The following is a 19,829-nucleotide window of genomic DNA, read 5'->3' on the forward strand; positions in this document are numbered from 1 at the left end:
ATACCCTTCTCAATATTTAGCTTCCTTCTCTTATTACTTCATTTCTATATTCCGCAAGCGTTGCAGATTTGATAGAGCTAAATCCCATTATTTAACTTGGTTTATTTTCCGATATCGCTCAAAATACTGCATACTGAATTAAGTGTGAGTGTTTCATGACTGATGCCTTGATATTACGTGATTTGTCTAAAACTTATCGCAATGGATTTCAAGCCTTAAAAGGAATCAATCTAACTGTTCCAGAAGGTGAATTTTATGCACTACTCGGTCCTAACGGTGCAGGAAAATCCACCACCATTAGCATCATCAGCTCCTTAACAAAAAAAACTTCTGGTGTTGTCGAAATTTTTGGTCATGACCTTGATCGTCATCCTTCACTTGCAAAGCAATGCTTAGGTGTTGTACCTCAAGAATTTAACTTTGGTCATTTTGAAAAGACATTTGACATATTAGTTACGCAAGCTGGTTATTATGGAATTCCCAAAAAGATAGCAGAACAACGTGCTGAACGTTATCTCGAGAAGCTTGGACTCTGGGAAAAACGTGATATGCAGGCACGTATGCTGTCGGGTGGCATGAAGCGTCGTTTAATGATTGCACGCGCCATGATGCACGAGCCGAAGTTACTGATCCTTGATGAACCTACCGCAGGTGTCGATATCGAGTTGCGCCGTTCGATGTGGGATTTTCTAGTTGAAATGAATAATCAAGGTACTTCAATTATCCTCACCACCCATTATCTTGAAGAAGCAGAAATGCTTTGCCGTCGAATAGCGATTATTGATCGTGGTGTGATCAAAGAAGATACCACCATGAAAAGCTTCCTCAATCAATTAAGTGAAGAATCTTTTATTTTTGATTTAGATGAACCTATTGAACTTAATAATGAGCTCAACATTATTGGTGTTCGCTTCAATCTTATTGATCCGCTTACCTTAGAAGTTACTATGGATAAAGCGCATACCATGAATGATCTTTTCCAGCTACTCGAAGCTCAAGGTATTCGTGTACGAAGTATGCGTAATAAATCTAACCGCCTGGAAGAACTGTTCGTGCGTATGGTTGAGAAGAATCTAGAACAACAAGGAGCTGCATAGTGAACTTTAGTCAGCTCAAAACAGCTTTAGGCACCCTTGTTCGAAAAGAAATTCGTCGTTTTATGCGAATCTGGCCTCAGACTCTATTACCACCTGCTATTACCATGAGCCTGTACTTTGTTATTTTTGGCAATCTGGTGGGCTCTCGTGTTGGACAAATGGGCGGTTTTAGCTATATGCAGTTTATCGTGCCTGGCCTCATTATGATGGCAATTATTACCAACAGTTATGCCAACGTTTCATCAAGTTTTTTCAGTGCCAAATTTCAGAAAAGCATTGAAGAACTCATCATGAGCCCTGTTCCGCTACATTTAATTTTATGGGGATACGTTATCGGCGGAATATGCCGCGGTGTATTGGTCGAAATTATCGTGACCCTCATGAGCCTGTTTTTTACAGACCTTTATATTCATAATTGGTTTGTGACTATATATACAGTCTTTATTACCTCTTTTTTATTTTCGTTAGGTGGTTTCATTAATGCCGTCTATGCCAAATCATTTGATGACATTTCAATTATCCCAACTTTTGTTTTAACACCCTTAACTTATTTGGGTGGCGTTTTTTACGCTATGAGTGCTTTGAGTCCTTTCTGGCAAAATCTCTCTTTGGTCAATCCGATTGTATATATGGTCAATGCTTTTCGTTTTGGCATATTAGGACAAAGTGATGTAAATGTTTCATTATCACTCATCGTCGTGACTTTATGCTGTGCCATTTTATATGGAGTAGCTTATTATTTACTTTCTCGTGGTTCAGGAATGCGTGAATGAGTGTAGAACAATCTTTATTAGGTAAAGAAACAGAATATCCAACAACTTACAGCCCAAGTGTTTTGTTTCCAATTTCTCGCGATGCCGCTCGTGAAAAATATGCACAAATTGAAGGAATTTCGCAAGGTAAAGACTGGTGGCATGTATTCGAGCTTTCATGGCTTAATTCAGATAACATTCCTCAAGTCGCAATTGGTCGAATCACCCTGCCAGCGACTTCGCCTTATCTGATTGAATCAAAATCCTTAAAGCTCTACTTTAATAGCTTAAATTTTCATGTTTTTGCATCTAAGCAAGAACTAATTGACCTAGTTGAAAAAGATTTAAGTCAAGCAGCCAATGCAAAAGTTTCTCTTGAATTGTTTGATGTAGATTCGCTAGAAATCAGTAAACCAAGCGGGATGTGCATTGATGATTTAAAACCTGAGCGCTTAGAATCTCACCCTGATGCCAGTTTATTAAAACTCGATGCAAACGAACAACATGATGCGGATGTAACATTATATTCACATTTATTGCGTAGTAATTGTCCTGTTACTGGTCAGCCTGACTGGGGAACCGTGTTTATTCGCTATACGGGGAGAAAACATTGTTACCGCAGTATTCTGGCGTATATTATTTCTTACCGTCAGCATAATGGTTTTCATGAACAGTGTGTCGAACAGATTTATGCCGACATCTGGAAAAATCTACAGCCTGAAAAACTGATGGTATATGCAACGTACACACGTCGCGGTGGATTGGATATTAATCCATGTCGTGTATCTGATTTGTCATGGATGCCAAATCCTATTCGGTTGGCTCGACAATAAAATGAATAATTGAGGATCAAACATGCCATTTTTTGGTTTTACTCCATCTGATGCTTTACTTAGAAACATTCAAACAGGTATCGAGAAGAAAAACTCAAGTGAACCACTTTATCCTTTACGCGATGAAGTTGCGCTACAAATCAATGATGAGATCATAGATGCACTTTTGGTTGAGCTAGTGCGCCGCTTTCCCGAAAGTGATAAGCGTGAAACTGCTGAAAAACTTGCTGGCTATGTAAAATCAACAGTTGCTGTTTTACTTAAGCAACTTTTGAGTAAAGCTCCTAATGATATCGTTCAGCAATCTATCGAATTTTCACAACGTAGCTTATTTAAAACATCACAAGGTGAATATAAAGTTGGTGAAACATTAGATCCCACTCTCGTGATCAATCTCAAAAATAGTTTTGCAGAAATTCAGGCTGGCAATCAGGTTGATAAGCATGTACTGGCCGAACAGTATAAGCAATTTGCGGATGCAACAATCCGGCATTTCATGATTGATTTCAATAAAACACTTGATTTGGGAATGATCAAACGCAAGGCTTCCGACATTGGCGCAGCAGCGGTCACTAAAGCAGTACATATCGCGATTGATAAACTGATTCCTAATCTCAACCGGTTAGAACTTAAAGCACTAGCAGAATATCACGATACATTATTTTTCAATGAATAATAATGACTGAAAAAAGCCTGGATTTTCCAGGTTTTTTTTATTGCAAAATATGGATAGAGATTGCCTAAATCAAGGGATATGTTAGCATGCGCCATGCATTGATTGATCCTTTGTAAAACCTTATGTCTCCAAGCTCTCAATATAAATTTTTGCGTCAGGCACCTCGTGATGGTTTAAGTACTGCGATGTTGCCATCGCGATGGCAACGACTACATATTGATCCTTGGCTCTGCTCTTTTCTGCTTTTAAATGCCTGCCTTGGCCTGACTGTTCTTTATAGCGCATCGGCACAAGACGTTGGGCTTGTTTCAAAGCAAGCCATGAGTTTTGGAATCGGATTTATTGTCATGCTTGGGCTTGCACAAATTCCACCCAAGGTCTATCAGGCATTTTCTCCCTATTTTTATTTGATCGCATTGTTTGCCTTAGTTGCCGTAAAAGTTTTTGGTGAGATCCGAATGGGTGCACAGCGCTGGATTGATATTCCAGGCTTCGGTAGTGTCCAGCCCAGCGAATTTATGAAAATTGGTATGCCCATGATGGTCGCTTGGTTTTTATCCAGAAAACCGCTTCCACCGAGTCTGATCAATGTCCTAGGCTCTCTCCTTCTCATTGGTATTCCTTTTATTTTAATTGCAGAACAGCCTGACTTAGGTACTTCACTATTGGTTTTGGCCAGTGGTGTATTTGTGCTTTTTCTGAGTGGTCTTTCATGGAAAATCATTGGTGCAGCCGCTGCGGGAGCAGGCTTACTTATTCCAGTTGCCTGGGAATTTCTATTACATGATTATCAGCGTCAGCGTGTACTTACCTTACTTAACCCTGAGGCAGATGCACTTGGAACAGGCTGGAATATTATTCAATCAAAAACGGCGATTGGCTCTGGGGGTTTTTCAGGAAAAGGTTTTTTAGAAGGTACCCAGTCACATTTGCACTTTTTGCCAGAAGGCCATACCGATTTTATTATTGCTGCTTACTCAGAAGAATTTGGACTGATTGGCGTCACTATTCTGATCATATTATATTTTGCAATTATTTTTAAAACGTTTCAGATTGGACTGCAATGTTTCCACAACTATGGACGTCTTGTTGCAGGATCGTTTGGTTTGTCTTTTTTTGTTTATGTATTTGTAAATGCTGGAATGGTTAGTGGTATTTTACCAGTAGTAGGTGTGCCATTACCCTTCATGAGCTACGGTGGTACTGCAATCATTACTTTAATGGCTACTTTTGGATTGGTCATGTCAATTCATACACATCGATAATTATATTTTTATTTTTGATTCAGGGACTAATAACATTATGTTGAATTTGGTGCTAAACAAACCATTTAAACAACTTCTAATCATGAGCAGTTTATTTATCACCGCAAGCTGTTCACAAGCAAATGATTTTATTACAGATCCTAATTATCAAAGCTTTAAACAAAAAACCATGAATACCTATGGATTGACATCCGATCAGATTGATAATGCGATGTCTGGTGCTAAAAATTTACCGAATATTTTAAGTATTATGACACGCCCTGGCGAAAGTAAACCTTGGTACGATTATAAAGCCATGTTTCTCGCAGAAGGAACCATCCAACGTGGCGTAAGATTCAAAAACCAATATGCTGATGTACTTAATCGTGCAGAACAACAATTTGGTGTTCCCCAATCTATTATTCTGGGTATTTTAGGCGTAGAGACTGGTTATGGTGCCAACAAAGGATCTTTTATCACACGAGACGCGCTTGCAACCTTGGCTTTTGGTTATCCTCGTCGAGCAGATTATTTCAGTGATGAATTAGGCGCCCTGATTGCCTGGACGTACAAGGAAGGCTATCCAACCAACAGTATTGTTGGCTCTTATGCAGGTGCAATTGGCTATCCACAATTCATGCCAAGCAACATTACCAAATTTGGTGTGGATTACGATGGAAGCGGACATATTGATCTCAGAAATTCTGCTGAAGATGCAATTGCATCGATTGCAAATTATCTTGCACAAAATGGCTGGCAACGTAACCAACCAGTCGGATTTCCAGCCCGTTATAGCGGAAATACTCCTGATGCAGTGATTGCCAAAGACTTAACTCAGCCTACCCCCTACGGCGTACTCAAATCTCAGGGAGTCACACCGCTTAATCCTGTAGTTAAAATTGATGATTTGGATCTGGTTAATGTAATCCAACTTCAAGAAAATTATGGTCCTATGTACTATATTACCTATCCAAATTTTCAGGTAATTACCACTTACAACAGAAGTCGAATGTACGCTACAGCGGTATGGTTATTAGGCACAGAAGTCGCAAGTAGATAGCCTAAAAATTCACACAAATATAGAATGTCAATAAATATTTTTGTAAAAAAGTATATAAAACACCCATTTTAAATAATATGTTACAATATTGGTTATTTTTTATACTTTTTTTGTGCGTTTTTGTCCTTTTTGTAACTTTTTAATCACAAAGACTAGACACTCTACAAACTCGATGAATATCATCCTCCACCATAAAGCAATTGCAAAAGTGAATAATTTAGGCTGTTCACAATATGTTTAGCGTTTTGCTCAGCCTTGTGAATTGTCTCTAGGAGTCTAAATAATGCAGTTTAGGTTAAAGTACGCTTTAGCACTGAGTATTGGTCTGACGGTAAGTCATTCTCAAGCTGAAATGGTGCCTGCATCATCTTTAAATAGCGATAATGATAGTTCAAGCTTGGCAGCACGTGTCTTAAATAAAGATGCTCAAAACAACTTTAACTCTCACTTCTCAAATCTTAATAGTCTTTCAATCACCGAAAGTTCGGGTGACAAAATTCGTCGTCAAACCATTGCGGCTAAAATCGAAATCCCTGAAGAAGAGCCTTCAGTGATTGAAAAATTAAATACTGTGGCGTCAAATACAGTTCGTAAATTCAGCCAGACAGGAATTGCATCTTGGTATGGCCGTCAGTTTCATGGTCGCAAAACTGCGAACGGCGAAACTTTCGATATGAATGAACTTACTGCTGCTCACCGTAGCTTGCCACTGAATTGTTATATCCGCGTGACAAACAAGGATAATGGCAAAAGCGTTGTTGTAAAGGTAAATGACCGAGGTCCATTTCATGGTAACCGCGTCTTAGATTTATCTTATGCTGCAGCAAAGCGAATTGGAATGACCAACGCTGGCACAGGTAAAGTAAGTATCGAGCGAGTTGATGGTCCAAATTCATAAGATTTAGCTCCCTCACATTTGCGATAAAGAGACCACCACTTGGTGGTTTCTTTATTTTTAGTCGATAGTTTTTGTTCTAACTAATATCCTCGCTTATAAGTTAAAATGATTTATTGTAATTCTCAATGCAATTTTACGAAAACGATCACTTTTTAAACACAAAAACAAACTAAACATTACACTAGCCCTATTTCGCTCTCATTTGCGCCACAAGCAATCAAATTGATTAAAAGCTACCCTAGTAGCAAAAAAAGATAAAAACACTGTTTAAGCTGCATATACCGGGCAAATTTAACAAAGTTTTTAGGTCATTTTTGCTCAAAATGATTTTTTCAATAAATTTGAGTGTTTTTGCCGATGAATGCTCATCTCGTTAAAATTTATCCTCACAAGTCAGAAATCTATTTTGACCCTACTTAGATTGTGCTTTATAGTCAGAAAATAATGGAAAAATAAAACAAGGATGACTCATATGAAAACCATTACAGAATGGTTTGATGAATACAGCCAGAGCCACCAAAATCCCACGAATAAGAAAATTCACTGGGTATGCGTACCTGCTATTTTATTTTCAATCATTGGATTAATTTATCACTTTAGTGCATTACTCACTGCTCTTTTAGTTGTACTCTCACTGGTGTTTTACGCACGATTAGATTTAGTGCTGGCTGTAGCAATGTCTGCCTTGATAGTAGTCATGGCATGGCTCATCCATGTCCTACCAGTGGGCGTTGGATTTTATATTGGTGTTTTTGTTGTCGCTTGGATCGGGCAATTTTACGGGCATAAAATTGAAGGCAAAAAACCATCTTTTTTTAAAGATTTACAATTCCTTTTAATTGGCCCAATTTGGTGTATGGATGCGTATCTTGAAAAAATCTTGCCAAAATGGCGAAGTAAACAAAAAATAAATCATGTTTGAACTAAAAATATGAACCTATCATTTATTGATAGGTTCGACCTTGGTAGCGCAACCAACCATTTGAATGTCGTCCCTGCGGGTCATGATGCGTCCAGTGAATCACACCACCTTTGGGACTATATTCATACTCTCCCAAGAACTCCACCATATCTCCTTTTTGAAGACCATCAATGCGCGGAGCCAAATCAATATTATGTGCCACCAGGACAGTTAAACCGTTATCCAAGCTCAAGATAAACTTTTGATGTCTAGAACCTTCATTATCATCAGGTAAAATGGCTTTTACCTTTCCAATTGCTTGCACCTCAACATTACTTTGCCTATTTTGAAAAGCCTTAGAAATGGCCTCCATACCCAGATTATACTGTTTAGATGACTCAAGTTTTTCTGAAAACTCTGGACGAGAAGAGTTTAGATTTTGATTTTTATCCGCTTTGAAATATGTGTAATAACCTGTTGCAAATGCAACAACCGCTATTGCTGAATACAATCCCGTTCTGTTCATTCAATACGCCCTAATCAAACGATATAAAAAAAGCTCCCGAAGGAGCTTTTTACAAAATAATCAATTATTTTGCAGCGGCTTGAGCAGCAGCAACTTCTTCAGCGAAGCTCATTTCTGCTTTTTTCTCAATACCTTCACCCACTTCGAAACGTACAAATTCAACAATGTTAGTTGCTGTAGCTTTTAATACATCAGCAACTTTCTTGTCATTGTCGATCACGTACATTTGACGATCAAGTGCAACTTCGTTCAAGTATTTTTCAACTGAACCAGACACCATTTTCTCCACAATGTTTGCAGGTTTGCCAGATTCAATTGCTTTTGCTTCAGCAATTTCTTTCTCTTTAGCAACTAGGTCTGCTGGTACTGCTTCAGCACTTACTGCAACTGGATTAAACGCAGCAACGTGCATTGCAATACCTTTACCAGTTTCAGCACTACCTGTATAAGACACAACTACACCAATACGAAGACCGTGTTTGTAAACAGCAAGGTTTTCACCTTCAACGATTTTTGCACGACGAACTTGGATGTTTTCACCAATTTTTTGAACAAGAGCAATACGCGCTTCTTCAACAGATTGACCATCTTCTAATTTAAGTTCAGCAACTTTTTCAGCATCTGTTTCACCAGATGCAAGAATTGCTTTAGCAACTGCATTAGAGAAGTTAGAGAAGTTTTCGTCTTTTGCAACGAAGTCAGTTTGACAGTTAACTTCTACCAATACTGCTTTATTACCGTCTTGAACGATTGTAATTGCACCGTCAGCTGCAATGTTACCTGCTTTTTTAGCAGCTTTTGCCTGACCAGATTTACGAAGGTTATCAATCGCAAGCTCGATATCACCATTCGCTTCTGTTAATGCTTTTTTGCATTCCATCATTGCAAGACCAGTACGGTCACGTAATTCTTTTACCATGCTTGCAGTAATTGCAGTCATGTTGTTCTCCTAAATAGGTAGAAAATAAATCTTTTTAAAAAAAACGGCCCAAGGAAACTCTGGGCCGTTTGCTTTCTCGACGCTTAATTTGCCACTGTTACATGTCGCAAAAATGACAAGTAGACGTCAAACGCATTAAGCCTCAGAAGCAGCCGGAGCTTCTTCGCCTTTAGCTTGAGCATTCGCTTGAGATTGCGCGTATTCTTTACCAGCAAGAATTGCGTCAGCCATCGCTGAAGCATATAGAGTTACTGCACGAATCGCATCGTCATTACCAGGAATAACGTAATCTACGTTATCTGGATTAGAGTTTGTATCAACGATACCAATTACAGGAATACCAAGGTTTTTAGCTTCTTTAATTGCAATCGCTTCGTGATCTACGTCGATTACAAATAATGCGTCAGGTAAACCACCCATGTTTTTAACGCCGCCTAAAGAACGCTCAAGTTTTTCCATCTCACGGGTACGCTCTAATGCTTCACGCTTAGTCAGCTTAGCAAAAGTACCATCTTGAGATTGAGTTTGAAGATCTTTCAAACGGTTGATAGATTGGCGAAGTGTTTTCCAGTTCGTCAACATACCACCTAACCAACGGTGATCTACATATGGTTGACCAGCACGTTGAGCTTGTTCACGGATGATGTTAGAAGCAGCACGCTTAGTACCAACGAACAAAACTTTGTTCTTTTTGCTTGCTAATTGGTTAGCGAAGTTCAAAGCATCATTTAACGCAGGAACAGTGTGCTCAAGGTTAATGATGTGAATTTTGTTACGCGCGCCAAAAATGTATTGACGCATTTTTGGGTTCCAGAAACGAGTTTGGTGACCAAAGTGCGCACCAGCTTGAAGAAGGTCGCGCATGCTTACGTTGTAATCTGCCATTTTCTTTACCTTAAAATTGGGTTAGGCCTCCATATGTCCGCATTCTCCACCTATTGCTAGGCACCCAGAGTAATGTGACGACATATGTGCGGATTTTTTCCTATTTTATCAGCTCAATTCGTAAAATATATTCACGAAAAGCATTTGATAAAATGGGCGGGTATTTATACCATAACTGCTTTCAAATTACCAAAAGTTTTTAAACATCATGAATAGTTCCTATACAGCCCCACGTCGACTGATCAAAACCCCTGAAGAAATTGAAAAAATGCGTATCGCGGGACGACTGGCAGCTGAAGTTCTTGACATGATTAAACCTCATATTCAGCTAGGGGTAAGTACACTTGAGCTGGATCGAATCTGTCATGATCATATTGTCAATGCTCAACAAGCTATTCCTGCTTGCTTGGGGTATGGCGCAGCACCAGGACGACCAGCGTTTCAACATACCATCTGTACTTCAGTCAATCATGTGGTGTGCCACGGCATCCCTTCTTCAGAGAAAATTCTGAAAAAAGGTGATATTTTAAATATTGATGTGACTGTGATTAAAGATGGTTATCATGGCGATACCAACATGATGTATGTAGTGGGCGGCGAAACTTCAATTCTCGCCAATCGTCTATGCAATGTGGCTCAAGAAGCCATGTATCGCGGTATGGAAACGGTTCGTGCAGGTTCATTTATTGGTGACATCGGTTACGCCATTCAGAAATATGTAGAATCTGAACGCTTTAGTGTAGTGCGTGAATATTGCGGACATGGGATTGGAACCGTGTTTCATGATGAACCACAAGTCCTTCACTATGGCCAAAAAGGCACAGGTATGCAGCTTGAAGCTGGCATGACATTTACTATTGAGCCAATGGTGAATGCTGGTGTTTGGCAAACCAAATTACTAGGCGATAAATGGACTGTTGTCACTAAGGATCATAAATTATCTGCACAGTTTGAGCATACAATTTTAGTTACAGAAACTGGACTTGAGGTTTTAACTGCCCGACCAGAAGAAGATTTATCTCGTTTTATGTAATTTTATATTTTCTAATGTGTATAAAAGGTCACTTTGTGGCCTTTTATTTGTTTAATTTATACATTTTTAGTTCACATTTTTCATTTTTATTTCACTTTTACAACATTTGGAAAATGTTCCTTTACATCGTCTCCTTGATTCTGCAATTAAGATATTAACTAAGAAAAACGATCACAAAACTGGACATGGAGTCCCTTAATGATGAAAAAGTCATTTGCTAGCTTATTGACAAGCCTCATCTTGTTACCTGCTTATAGTCATGCCGATTCACCCTATTTTAGTTTAAAAGATGGTGATGGTTTCAAGCGCTTTTCGATATCTGCGGGTTGGCTACATGCCATGCCACAGGGAAAAGCAAATCCCGTATATATCAACACGAGTGTAGCAGAAGGAACTCAATCCAAAGTTGGTGATGTTTCTACAGATAGTGTTTTAAATGCAATTGATCAGAGTACAGTAGCTGGAAAAGCTTGGTATGGGTTGCTCAATACTGGTTATAAAGATTTGCTCGGTGGCAATACTTTACCATCAGCCCTAGCGGGTACAGCAACGATTAATGGTTTATCACAGTGGGAAGCACCGAATACAGGCTTAGAAGCTCAAAATGCAGATACACTCGGTATTTTAACCAACTATTATTTTACGGATAATTGGTCACTAGAAATTAAAGCAGGTATTCCACCTAAAGTTGATATCAAGGGTAAAGGAACAATTTACGCCCCACTTTCTGGCTCTGCAACGCCGTTAAAAGATGGCTCTCTTCTGGGTAATGCTATTGGCAATATTATTAGTCAAGCTGGTGGTGATATTCCATTAAAGCAAGACATTAAAATTACAGATTTAGAACAGGGCAAGCGTGCTGCTTCTGTGCGAGCATGGTTACCTGCGGCTGAATTACATTATCAATTTGGTCGCTCTGGCGTAAATAAGTTTAGACCATATGTGGGTGTAGGTGTGATGTACGCTTACTTCAATGAAGTAAAACTCAACCCAGACATAGAAGCTGATTTGATTACTGCAGGCCATATGATTCAGAACATTCAGGATAATAAAGCCGGTGCTGCCTTGGATAAAAAAACATCATCTGCTAATCCCATCGTCGATGTGAAAGCCACAGATACTTTTGCTCCTATTGCAACCATTGGTGCAACATATGATTTTAATGAAAATTGGTTTGCAGTAGGGTCTGTTTCCTATTCTAAAATGAACAATGAAGCAAAAATTACGGTGACGGATAGCAATACTGGCAAAGAGCTGATCAACTCAAAAACAAAAATTGACATCGATCCACTCATTACCTACGTGGGTGTAGGCTATCGCTTCTAAATATATCCCCCTTTATCAGAAGCAGCTTTGGCTGCTTTTTTCAGCATGGTTATCGATAATTGAAGCCTAGATATCATCTACATGCACTTTAAACAATGTTTATAGAAAAATAATATAAATTGTAAAAACAACAATTTGAGACCATAATTTAAATTTTCATAACCAATGCATTTTTTGTCATTTCATTACGTCGATTCGATTTTATATGCTCTAGATAGCAAGATTATTGATTAAATTAAAAGTTATGAGCAGTTTTACTCAACCATTTCGAGCAATTCAGGATGCTCCAAACTGGCATCAACAGATTTGGTGTTTAGCAAATATAAGAATCGCTGCGCTATATCATCTAAAGCGATATAGCATGCTCCAAAGACATCTTGATTATTTGGCACAGCTACAGTTTACATATCAATATGAATGAAAAATTGGCGATACGATGTTTTGAGATCATCAGGCCAGACCGTATCGACACAAATTTTTTCCAATAGACCAGAAGCGTTTACTAAAAACAATAAGCTTAGCAAAGAGACATTCGATTGTCATAAAACCATAAAAATTCTTTGTTCTAATAAAAATAAAAAACAATAATAATGCTTAATTGAATCAACGCAAAAGCCCGTCAAATGACGGGCTTTCTTTTATATGCTTTAACTGATAAAGATGCTTTAAAACAAACGATTTAAACCATTTAATGCAGCCACACGATAAGCCTCAGCCATCGTTGGATAGTTAAAGGTCGTTTCCATAAAATACTTCAAAGAATTATTTGGACTTTGCATCACTGCTTGACCAATATGAATAATTTCTGATGCATTATTACCAAAGCAATGGATTCCCAAAATTTCCAAGGTATCACGATGGAATAATATCTTGAGCTCACCCACTGTATCGCCTGTAATTTGGGCACGCGCCAAATGACGGAAAGATGACTGTCCGACTTCGTAAGGAATTTTCTCTTCCGTTAATTGCTGCTCAGTTTTACCAAAACATGAAATTTCTGGAATGGTGTAAATTCCTGTCGGGATATCGGTCACTGGTTTAACATTTTCTTCGCCACTCATGTTTGCACCAGCACAGCGCCCTTGGTCATATGCAGCAGATGCCAAAGATGGCCAGCCGACAACATCGCCCGCTGCATAAATATTTTCAACTTCAGTCTGGTATTTCTCGTTGACCGCCAGCTGGCCCCGGCCATTTGGCTTCAGGCCTACATTTTCTAAGCCCAAACCATCGGTATTACCTGAGCGTCCGTTACACCACAAAATCGCATCGGCTTTAATTTTTTTACCGCTTTGCAGATGTAAGACAACATAATCATCATGGGTTTCCAAATGATCGATTTGTTCATTATGACGGATCAGAACGCCCTGTTCCCGCAAATGATAAGACAGCGCATCAGCAATTTCATCATCAAGATAACTGAGCAGTTTATGCTGAGTATTGATGAGATCAACTTTGTGATTCAAACCAATAAAAATAGATGCATATTCACAGCCAATAACACCTGCGCCATAAATGATAATCTTGTGAATCGGATAGTCCAAGTCGAGAATCTTATCAGAATCGAATACACGCTTATGTTTAAAATCGAGACCTTGAGGCTGATAAGGTCGACTACCTGTTGCAATTACAAGTTGCTCAAATATGATCGACTCTTTAATACCTTCAGGTGTAAAAACCAGAACCGTATTTTGGTCTTGAATGTAAGCGCGACCATAAAATACATCAATATTATTACGATCATAGAATCGAGTATGCGTAGCCACTTGTTGCTGAATCACACGATGTGCATGACTCAAAACTTGTTTCATGGTGAATTTCTTCCATTCACCCACTTTTTGAAACATTGGATCACGTTGGTAACGAATAATACTTGATACAGTTTGACGTAAAGCTTTACTCGGGATTGTTCCGACATGCGCACAGTTTCCACCTAACTGCTCACGAATATCAACAATTGCAACCCGCTTCCCTGATTTTGCCAGCTTCATTGCCGCGCCTTCACCCGCAGGTCCCGAACCGAGAATTACCGCATCGTATCTAACGAAATTCCCACTAACGACCTCTTTTTTACGTGGCATTCAAAGCTCCTTCAATCCAATCAATCTACGTATTTTATAATAAATGATGGCTACTATGCTGTCGAATAATGTATTTCTCAAGCCTATATTCTGGAATAACGACATTTTTTTTATGAATAATGAATTTGCCCTATTTATCATCAAGTCCGTTATAATAGTCAACGATAGAAATTCACGCGAATAACATTGGAATAGTTAACTATGTCTGAAAGCCGTAAACCTGAACAGGGTGTAAAACTCCGTGGTGCCGAAAAAGTAGCCCGAATTCCTGTAAAAGTTGTACCTACGGTTGAAGTACCGCGTAAACCAGACTGGATTCGCGTCAAGATGACTGCGCCAGAAGAAGTGCAACGCATCAAAACCACATTACGATCACAAAAATTGCATACTGTATGTGAAGAAGCGGCTTGCCCCAATCTGCCAGAATGTTTTGGGGGCGGTACAGCGACATTTATGATTATGGGCGATATCTGTACACGTCGCTGCCCATTCTGCGATGTGGCTCATGGTCGTCCAAATGCTTTAGATGCAGATGAACCTCGCCATATGGCAGAAACCATTGCAAATCTTAAGCTTAAGTATGCGGTAATTACCTCGGTAGACCGTGATGATTTGCTCGATGGTGGCGCTCAGCACTTTGTTGATTGTATTAAAGAAGCGCGCGCATTAAGCCCAAATACACTGCTTGAAATTCTGGTACCAGACTTCCGTGGTCGTATGGATATTGCACTTCGCATCATGACTGAATGCCCACCAGATGTGTTTAATCACAATATTGAAACTGTTCCTCGTTTGTATAAAGCCATGCGTCCAGGTTCAGATTATCAGCATTCTTTAACACTGCTGAAAATGTTTAAAGAATATTGCCCAGATATTCCAACTAAATGTGGATTAATGGTCGGTATTGGTGAAACTGAAGATGAAGTCATTGCTTTACTTGATGACTTGCGTGCACATGATGTTGATTACGTCACGATTGGTCAATACTTACAGCCTTCAAAACAACATGCTCCTATTGATCGTTTTGTAACACCAGAAGAATTTGAACGTTATGCGGAACATGGTCGTCAACTTGGCTTTAGAAATATCTGGTCGGCCCCAATGGTTCGCTCAAGCTACTTTGCAGATCGTCAATACCACGGCGAACCTGTACCAGCTGTACGCCGTAAAGTAGATCCTGCCAAAAAGATTGCTGTTCAGGCTATCGAAGCTTAATTAGTTTCTTCTTATTTAGAAAACCTCTCAAAACTTTGGGAGGTTTTTATTTTTTAGTAACCTTTTGTGACAAATCAATAACCTAACTCCCCTGCGAAAATTATAAAAAATACACTATTTATAAAAAGTACAAAAAAACTTGTTTATATTGATCAATAAAACAGGGAAACATCAACTGATTTCACACTACAAATCATATAAATCCCAGTGATAAAGACATATAAATACGTCATTGATTCAAATAAAGAAGTTAAATATTTTTCATTCAATGCATTCATTCCATTAAAAGTGCAACAACCCAAGGAGTAAGTATGACTTTTTTCCTGTTTATCGTTGCCATTCTCGTACAGTTATTCACGATCTGGGCTGTTTTTTATTTTAGCCTTTCTAGAACTGTCGGTAGCATCGTAACGATTGTAGTGGCGATATCGTCTGCCTTTGTTTTTACCGCTTGGTCTTTATTATTAGGAATTCCACTCATTATTTTGAGCCTGATCTTACTCATTGATCCGCTACGTTTTAACTTAATCACCAAGCCCGCTTTCAACACATTAGCGAATTCAATGCCAAGTATCAGTACGACTGAACAAGAAGCGCTTGAAGCAGGCACAAGCTGGTGGGAAAAAGAATTATTTACAGGTGCCCCGGATTGGGATCAGTTCAATACTTATCCATTTCCACAATTATCAGAAGAAGAGCAATCTTTCATTGATAATGAAGTAGAACAACTTTGTAGTATGTTAAACGAGTGGGAAATTCATCATCATCGTAAAGATTTACCAGAACACGTCTGGCAATTTATTAAAGATAAAGGCTTTCTTAGCTTGATCATTCCCAAATCATATGGTGGGAAAGAGTTTACATCATTTGCGCAAAGTCGCATTATGAGCAAAATTGCCTCTCGCTCGCTCACGGCTGCGGTCAGTTGTATGGTGCCCAATTCATTGGGTCCAGGTGAATTGTTAATGCACTATGGAACCGATGAACAGAAACAACGTTATCTGCCTGGCTTGGCAGCAGGAACTGAAATTCCATGCTTTGGACTGACTAGTCCAGAAGCGGGTTCAGATGCAGGCGCGATTCCTGATACTGGCGTCGTATGTTATGGGGAATTCGAAGGTCAGGATGTCCTTGGCTTACGTATGAACTTTTCTAAGCGATGGATTACATTGGCTCCTATTGCAACTGTGGTTGGATTAGCATTTAAACTCTACGACCCAGAAGGTTTACTGGGTGATTCATCCAAAACGGAATACGGTATTACGTGCGCATTGATTCCAGCTAACCATCACGGTGTAGAAATTGGCCCTCGACACTACCCTGGTTCACCCTTTATGAATGGTACTGTTGAAGGGCGCGATGTTTTTATTCCAATCGACTGGATTATTGGTGGCCCTAAAAATGCTGGAAAAGGCTGGCGGATGTTAATGGAATGTCTAGGTGTTGGCCGTGGTATTTCCTTACCTGCACTTGCAACAGCAGCAGGTGAAATGAGTTATCTTACTGTGGGTGCATTTGCCAAAGTGCGTGAACAATTCAAATTATCGGTAGGTAAATTTGAAGGTGTACAAGAAGCCACCAGTGATATTGCCAGTGATACGTACATGCTAGAGTCTTTCCGTTATTTAGTGACCTGTGGTCTTAATCAAGGTGGTACTCCCGCCGTGATGACAGCAATGGCGAAGTACTATGCAACCGAAACCATGCGTAAAGTTATCAATCATGGTATGGATGTGGTGGGTGGACGTGCTATTCAGCTTGGACCACGTAACTTTCTCGCTTTATCTTATCAAGCGATTCCTGTTGCAATTACCGTCGAAGGTGCCAACATTCTGACCCGTTCATTAATGATTTTCGGTCAAGGCTCTATGCGTTGTCATCCTTATTTATTTAATGAATTGCAATTGTTGCAATCAGAAGATAAGCCAAATGCATTGAAGCAATTTCATGAAATTCTATTTAAGCATTTGGGATACACCTTCAACCGAGGCGCGCGTTCATTTGCTTATGGCTTTACGGGTGGCTCAGGCGATGCACCGCTTATTGCAGATGACTTTACCCATCCATATTATAAAATTATTAACCGATTCAGTGCTAATTTGGCATTGACCGCAGATATGGCATTAGGTTTACTCGCTGGAGATATTAAACGCAAAGAAATGCTGTCAGGTCGTTTAGCCGATATGCATGCCCATCTCTTTATCGCGACTGCAATCTTGAAATACTACGCACATGGTCGTAAATCAGATGCTGAACAATTACATGCCAAGCTTGCTTTGGAAAAATCACTCTACAATGTTCAAGAAGCTTTTTATGGTTTATTTGAGAATTTCCCAATCAAACCAGCTGCTGCATTGGTTAAATTGGTCTGTTTTCCTTTAGGTCGACCAATTGAAAAACCAAGTGATGATTTAAAACAGTCTGTAGCTGAACTGATGATGCAAGAAAATCCATTTAGAGATCAACTCAAAAAGCATGTCTATTATTCGCAAGATGTGGGTGATGTTACAGGTCGTATGGAATCTGCCTTTCAGATGTTATTAGAAATTGAGCCTCTATGGCACAAATTTAAAAAAGCGGAATCTAAGGATCAATTTAAAGGTTTAACTTTTGAAGAACATATTACTGATGCAGTAGAAACAGGTTTTATCACCGAATCAGAAGCTCAAAGTTTAATTCTTTATAATGCAAAACGCTTCGATAGTATGTTGACTGATATTTTTGACATGGAATTAAATCGGGATTTAGAGCTTGAAAATCCACACATGCCTATTACAGGTGAAGTAGCCTTAGATAAATAATTGATTCATCTAGTAACATTAATATGATAAAAGCGTCTTGGGACGCTTTTATCATTTGAACACTAAAATCAACTTAAGGGAAAAAAATGTCACAACAAGATTATGAAAACGGCTTAAAAGTTCGAACTGAGGTCATGGGTGAAAACTTTGTCAAACGTGCACAAGAAAATACTGTTACCTTTACCCAACCTCTTCAAGAATGGATTAACGAACATGCCTGGGGCTCCACATGGCAACGTGATGGTGTATTACCACGCAAATATCGCTCTTTAATTACACTTGCCATGTTAACGGCTCTCAAAGCACCGACTGAGCTCAAAGGCCATGTTCGAGGAGCTTTAAATAACGGCTGTACCATTGAAGAAATTCAGGAAACTCTTCTTCATAGTTTACCTTATTGTGGTGCTCCAGCTGCGCAAGAGGCTTTTCGTGCAGCACTTGAAGTTATTCAGGAATATCAACAAAATAATCTATAATTAATACAGGTGAAATCCATTTCGACCGTTGCGTTTGACTTGGTATAAGGCTTTATCTGCTAAAGCAAACCATGCTGAGACTGTATCAACGGTCTCAGCAGAAGCGATTCCAATACTTACCGTAGTAGAAAACTCAGGATCACTTTGAAGACGAATTTGTTGAATCGAGTTTTTAATTCTCCGTGCCAATAAAATAATTTCTTCATTTGATTGGTCAACTACAATAATAGCCAATTCATCTCCCCCAAAACGTGCAGGTGTATCTTTCGGCCCGATCAATTCACGCAAAATACTTGACATCTCAGCCAGAAAGTAATCACCAGCCTCATGTCCATAAGTATCATTAATCTTTTTAAAATGATCGACATCAAGCAAAATCAAATGTGCACTGCTGGCATTTCTTTGTGTTTGCATAAAAATTGATGACAGCCTCTGCTCAAAAAGCCGTCTATTTGGAATATGTAGTCTTGGATCCATTAATGCAATACGTTCAAATTCACGATTTTTTTGAATTAACTGAACTGCAAGTTTACGAGTGAGTATACTTAACGATATCAAGTAAATGGTAGCTAACGGTAGCGATGACCACACCATCATTTCATTAAAACTAAGATTGACTTGAAATCCAGTAAAACTCCAGAAAATTAAAAAAATACCTAACATCGCAATCAATGAGGGTCGAAGGATTTGCCAGCCTCCAGCAGCAAAACGGTCAGAAACCAAAATTGCAACCATAATGAGCGATGGTAAAGGACTAATTTTCATAATTGCGACCCACATCCCTCCAAGAGCAGCATCAACAATTAAACTTATATTGGTGGTTCTTACACCATCTTTCTTATTTTTGGCATAGAGATAGGCAGCTATGGGCCAAACAAATGCATTCAATGCCAATAAAACATATATAATCTCATGATAATTTAAGTAATATAAAACAGAAAAAATCGAAAAAAAACAAAGAATAGTCCCAATCTGCCGCATTACAAATATACGGAAAACATAGCGCTTACTCCGAGTAAATAAAATGGTTTCTTCCGTTTTGATATATGGCATGATCAACTGCTTTATAAGACTATGTGTAGGGT

General features: G+C 39.0%; 18 protein-coding genes. 13 read left to right on the top strand and 5 right to left on the bottom strand.

Going from position 1 to position 19,829, the window contains the following annotated elements:
- Positions 1-155: 155 nt before the first annotated feature.
- The 8 genes from F952_RS12090 (at position 156) to F952_RS12125 (ending at position 7,482) form a co-directional block, all read left to right on the top strand.
- Complete coding sequence (locus F952_RS12090; protein ID WP_004927911.1) at positions 156-1,097, top strand: ABC transporter ATP-binding protein; 942 nt, start codon at positions 156-158, stop codon at positions 1,095-1,097.
- Positions 1,097-1,870 (top strand): ABC transporter permease, encoded by a 774-nt coding sequence (locus F952_RS12095; protein WP_004927913.1) that lies wholly within the window; start codon positions 1,097-1,099, stop codon positions 1,868-1,870. The genes F952_RS12090 and F952_RS12095 overlap by 1 nt, the downstream gene beginning before the upstream one ends.
- Positions 1,867-2,682, top strand: a complete 816-nt coding sequence (gene queF / locus F952_RS12100) for an NADPH-dependent 7-cyano-7-deazaguanine reductase QueF (protein ID WP_004927915.1) — start codon at positions 1,867-1,869, stop codon at positions 2,680-2,682. Before F952_RS12095 ends, queF begins: the two co-directional genes overlap by 4 nt.
- Positions 2,683-2,704: 22 nt before the next feature.
- Positions 2,705-3,358 carry a hypothetical protein gene (locus F952_RS12105; RefSeq protein WP_004927917.1) on the top strand — a complete coding sequence of 218 codons (654 nt, stop codon included), beginning with the start codon at positions 2,705-2,707 and terminating at the stop codon, positions 3,356-3,358.
- 122 nt (positions 3,359-3,480) lie between these two features.
- Positions 3,481-4,623: a rod shape-determining protein RodA gene (gene rodA, locus F952_RS12110; protein ID WP_004927919.1), complete on the top strand. Its 1,143-nt coding sequence runs from the start codon at positions 3,481-3,483 to the stop codon at positions 4,621-4,623.
- A 37-nt stretch (positions 4,624-4,660) separates the two neighbouring features.
- On the top strand, positions 4,661-5,662 hold the full coding sequence (gene mltB / locus F952_RS12115) for a lytic murein transglycosylase B (protein ID WP_004927921.1): 1,002 nt from the start codon (positions 4,661-4,663) through the stop codon (positions 5,660-5,662).
- Positions 5,663-5,945: 283 nt separating this feature from the next.
- Positions 5,946-6,560, top strand: coding sequence for a septal ring lytic transglycosylase RlpA family protein (locus F952_RS12120; protein WP_004927923.1), 615 nt, complete (start codon positions 5,946-5,948; stop codon positions 6,558-6,560).
- A 472-nt stretch (positions 6,561-7,032) separates the two neighbouring features.
- Entirely contained in the window at positions 7,033-7,482 is a 450-nt protein-coding gene (locus F952_RS12125; protein ID WP_004927925.1) for an Mpo1 family 2-hydroxy fatty acid dioxygenase, read from the top strand.
- A 22-nt stretch (positions 7,483-7,504) separates the two neighbouring features.
- Here F952_RS12125 and F952_RS12130 read toward each other — a convergent pair whose 3' ends face one another.
- From F952_RS12130 to rpsB, 3 genes are all read right to left on the bottom strand, one after another.
- Positions 7,505-7,987, bottom strand: a complete 483-nt coding sequence (locus F952_RS12130) for a DUF3465 domain-containing protein (RefSeq protein ID WP_004927929.1) — start codon at positions 7,985-7,987, stop codon at positions 7,505-7,507.
- Between the two features lie 64 nt (positions 7,988-8,051).
- Positions 8,052-8,927 (bottom strand): translation elongation factor Ts, encoded by an 876-nt coding sequence (gene tsf / locus F952_RS12135; protein ID WP_004927932.1) that lies wholly within the window; start codon positions 8,925-8,927, stop codon positions 8,052-8,054.
- Between the two features lie 135 nt (positions 8,928-9,062).
- On the bottom strand, positions 9,063-9,812 hold the full coding sequence (gene rpsB, locus F952_RS12140; RefSeq protein ID WP_004927935.1) for a 30S ribosomal protein S2: 750 nt from the start codon (positions 9,810-9,812) through the stop codon (positions 9,063-9,065).
- Positions 9,813-10,020: 208 nt separating this feature from the next.
- On the opposite strand from rpsB, the gene map reads away from it, so the two are divergent.
- Both map and F952_RS12150 read left to right on the top strand, forming a co-directional pair.
- On the top strand, positions 10,021-10,845 hold the full coding sequence (gene map / locus F952_RS12145) for a type I methionyl aminopeptidase (RefSeq protein WP_004927938.1): 825 nt from the start codon (positions 10,021-10,023) through the stop codon (positions 10,843-10,845).
- 198 nt (positions 10,846-11,043) lie between these two features.
- Positions 11,044-12,171 (top strand): OmpW/AlkL family protein, encoded by a 1,128-nt coding sequence (locus F952_RS12150; RefSeq protein WP_004927941.1) that lies wholly within the window; start codon positions 11,044-11,046, stop codon positions 12,169-12,171.
- A 665-nt stretch (positions 12,172-12,836) separates the two neighbouring features.
- On the opposite strand, the gene sthA is transcribed toward F952_RS12150, so the two are convergent.
- Entirely contained in the window at positions 12,837-14,252 is a 1,416-nt protein-coding gene (gene sthA / locus F952_RS12155; RefSeq protein WP_004927943.1) for a Si-specific NAD(P)(+) transhydrogenase, read from the bottom strand.
- 201 nt (positions 14,253-14,453) lie between these two features.
- Between sthA and lipA the strand changes: the two genes are divergently transcribed.
- The 3 genes from lipA to F952_RS12170 all read left to right on the top strand — a co-directional run bounded on the left by lipA (position 14,454) and on the right by F952_RS12170 (position 18,744).
- Complete coding sequence (gene lipA, locus F952_RS12160) at positions 14,454-15,467, top strand: lipoyl synthase (protein ID WP_004927945.1); 1,014 nt, start codon at positions 14,454-14,456, stop codon at positions 15,465-15,467.
- 311 nt (positions 15,468-15,778) lie between these two features.
- Positions 15,779-18,268: an acyl-CoA dehydrogenase gene (locus F952_RS12165; protein ID WP_004927946.1), complete on the top strand. Its 2,490-nt coding sequence runs from the start codon at positions 15,779-15,781 to the stop codon at positions 18,266-18,268.
- Positions 18,269-18,354: 86 nt separating this feature from the next.
- Positions 18,355-18,744 (top strand): carboxymuconolactone decarboxylase family protein, encoded by a 390-nt coding sequence (locus tag F952_RS12170; RefSeq protein ID WP_004927948.1) that lies wholly within the window; start codon positions 18,355-18,357, stop codon positions 18,742-18,744.
- Here the strand turns inward: F952_RS12170 and F952_RS12175 are convergent, their stop codons facing one another.
- Positions 18,745-19,797: a sensor domain-containing diguanylate cyclase gene (locus F952_RS12175; RefSeq protein WP_004927951.1), complete on the bottom strand. Its 1,053-nt coding sequence runs from the start codon at positions 19,795-19,797 to the stop codon at positions 18,745-18,747.
- Between the last annotated feature and the right edge of the window lie 32 nt (positions 19,798-19,829).

Origin of the sequence: Acinetobacter baylyi DSM 14961 = CIP 107474 (genome assembly GCF_000368685.1) — a bacterium.
In the GTDB taxonomy this organism is placed as follows: domain Bacteria; phylum Pseudomonadota; class Gammaproteobacteria; order Pseudomonadales; family Moraxellaceae; genus Acinetobacter; species Acinetobacter baylyi.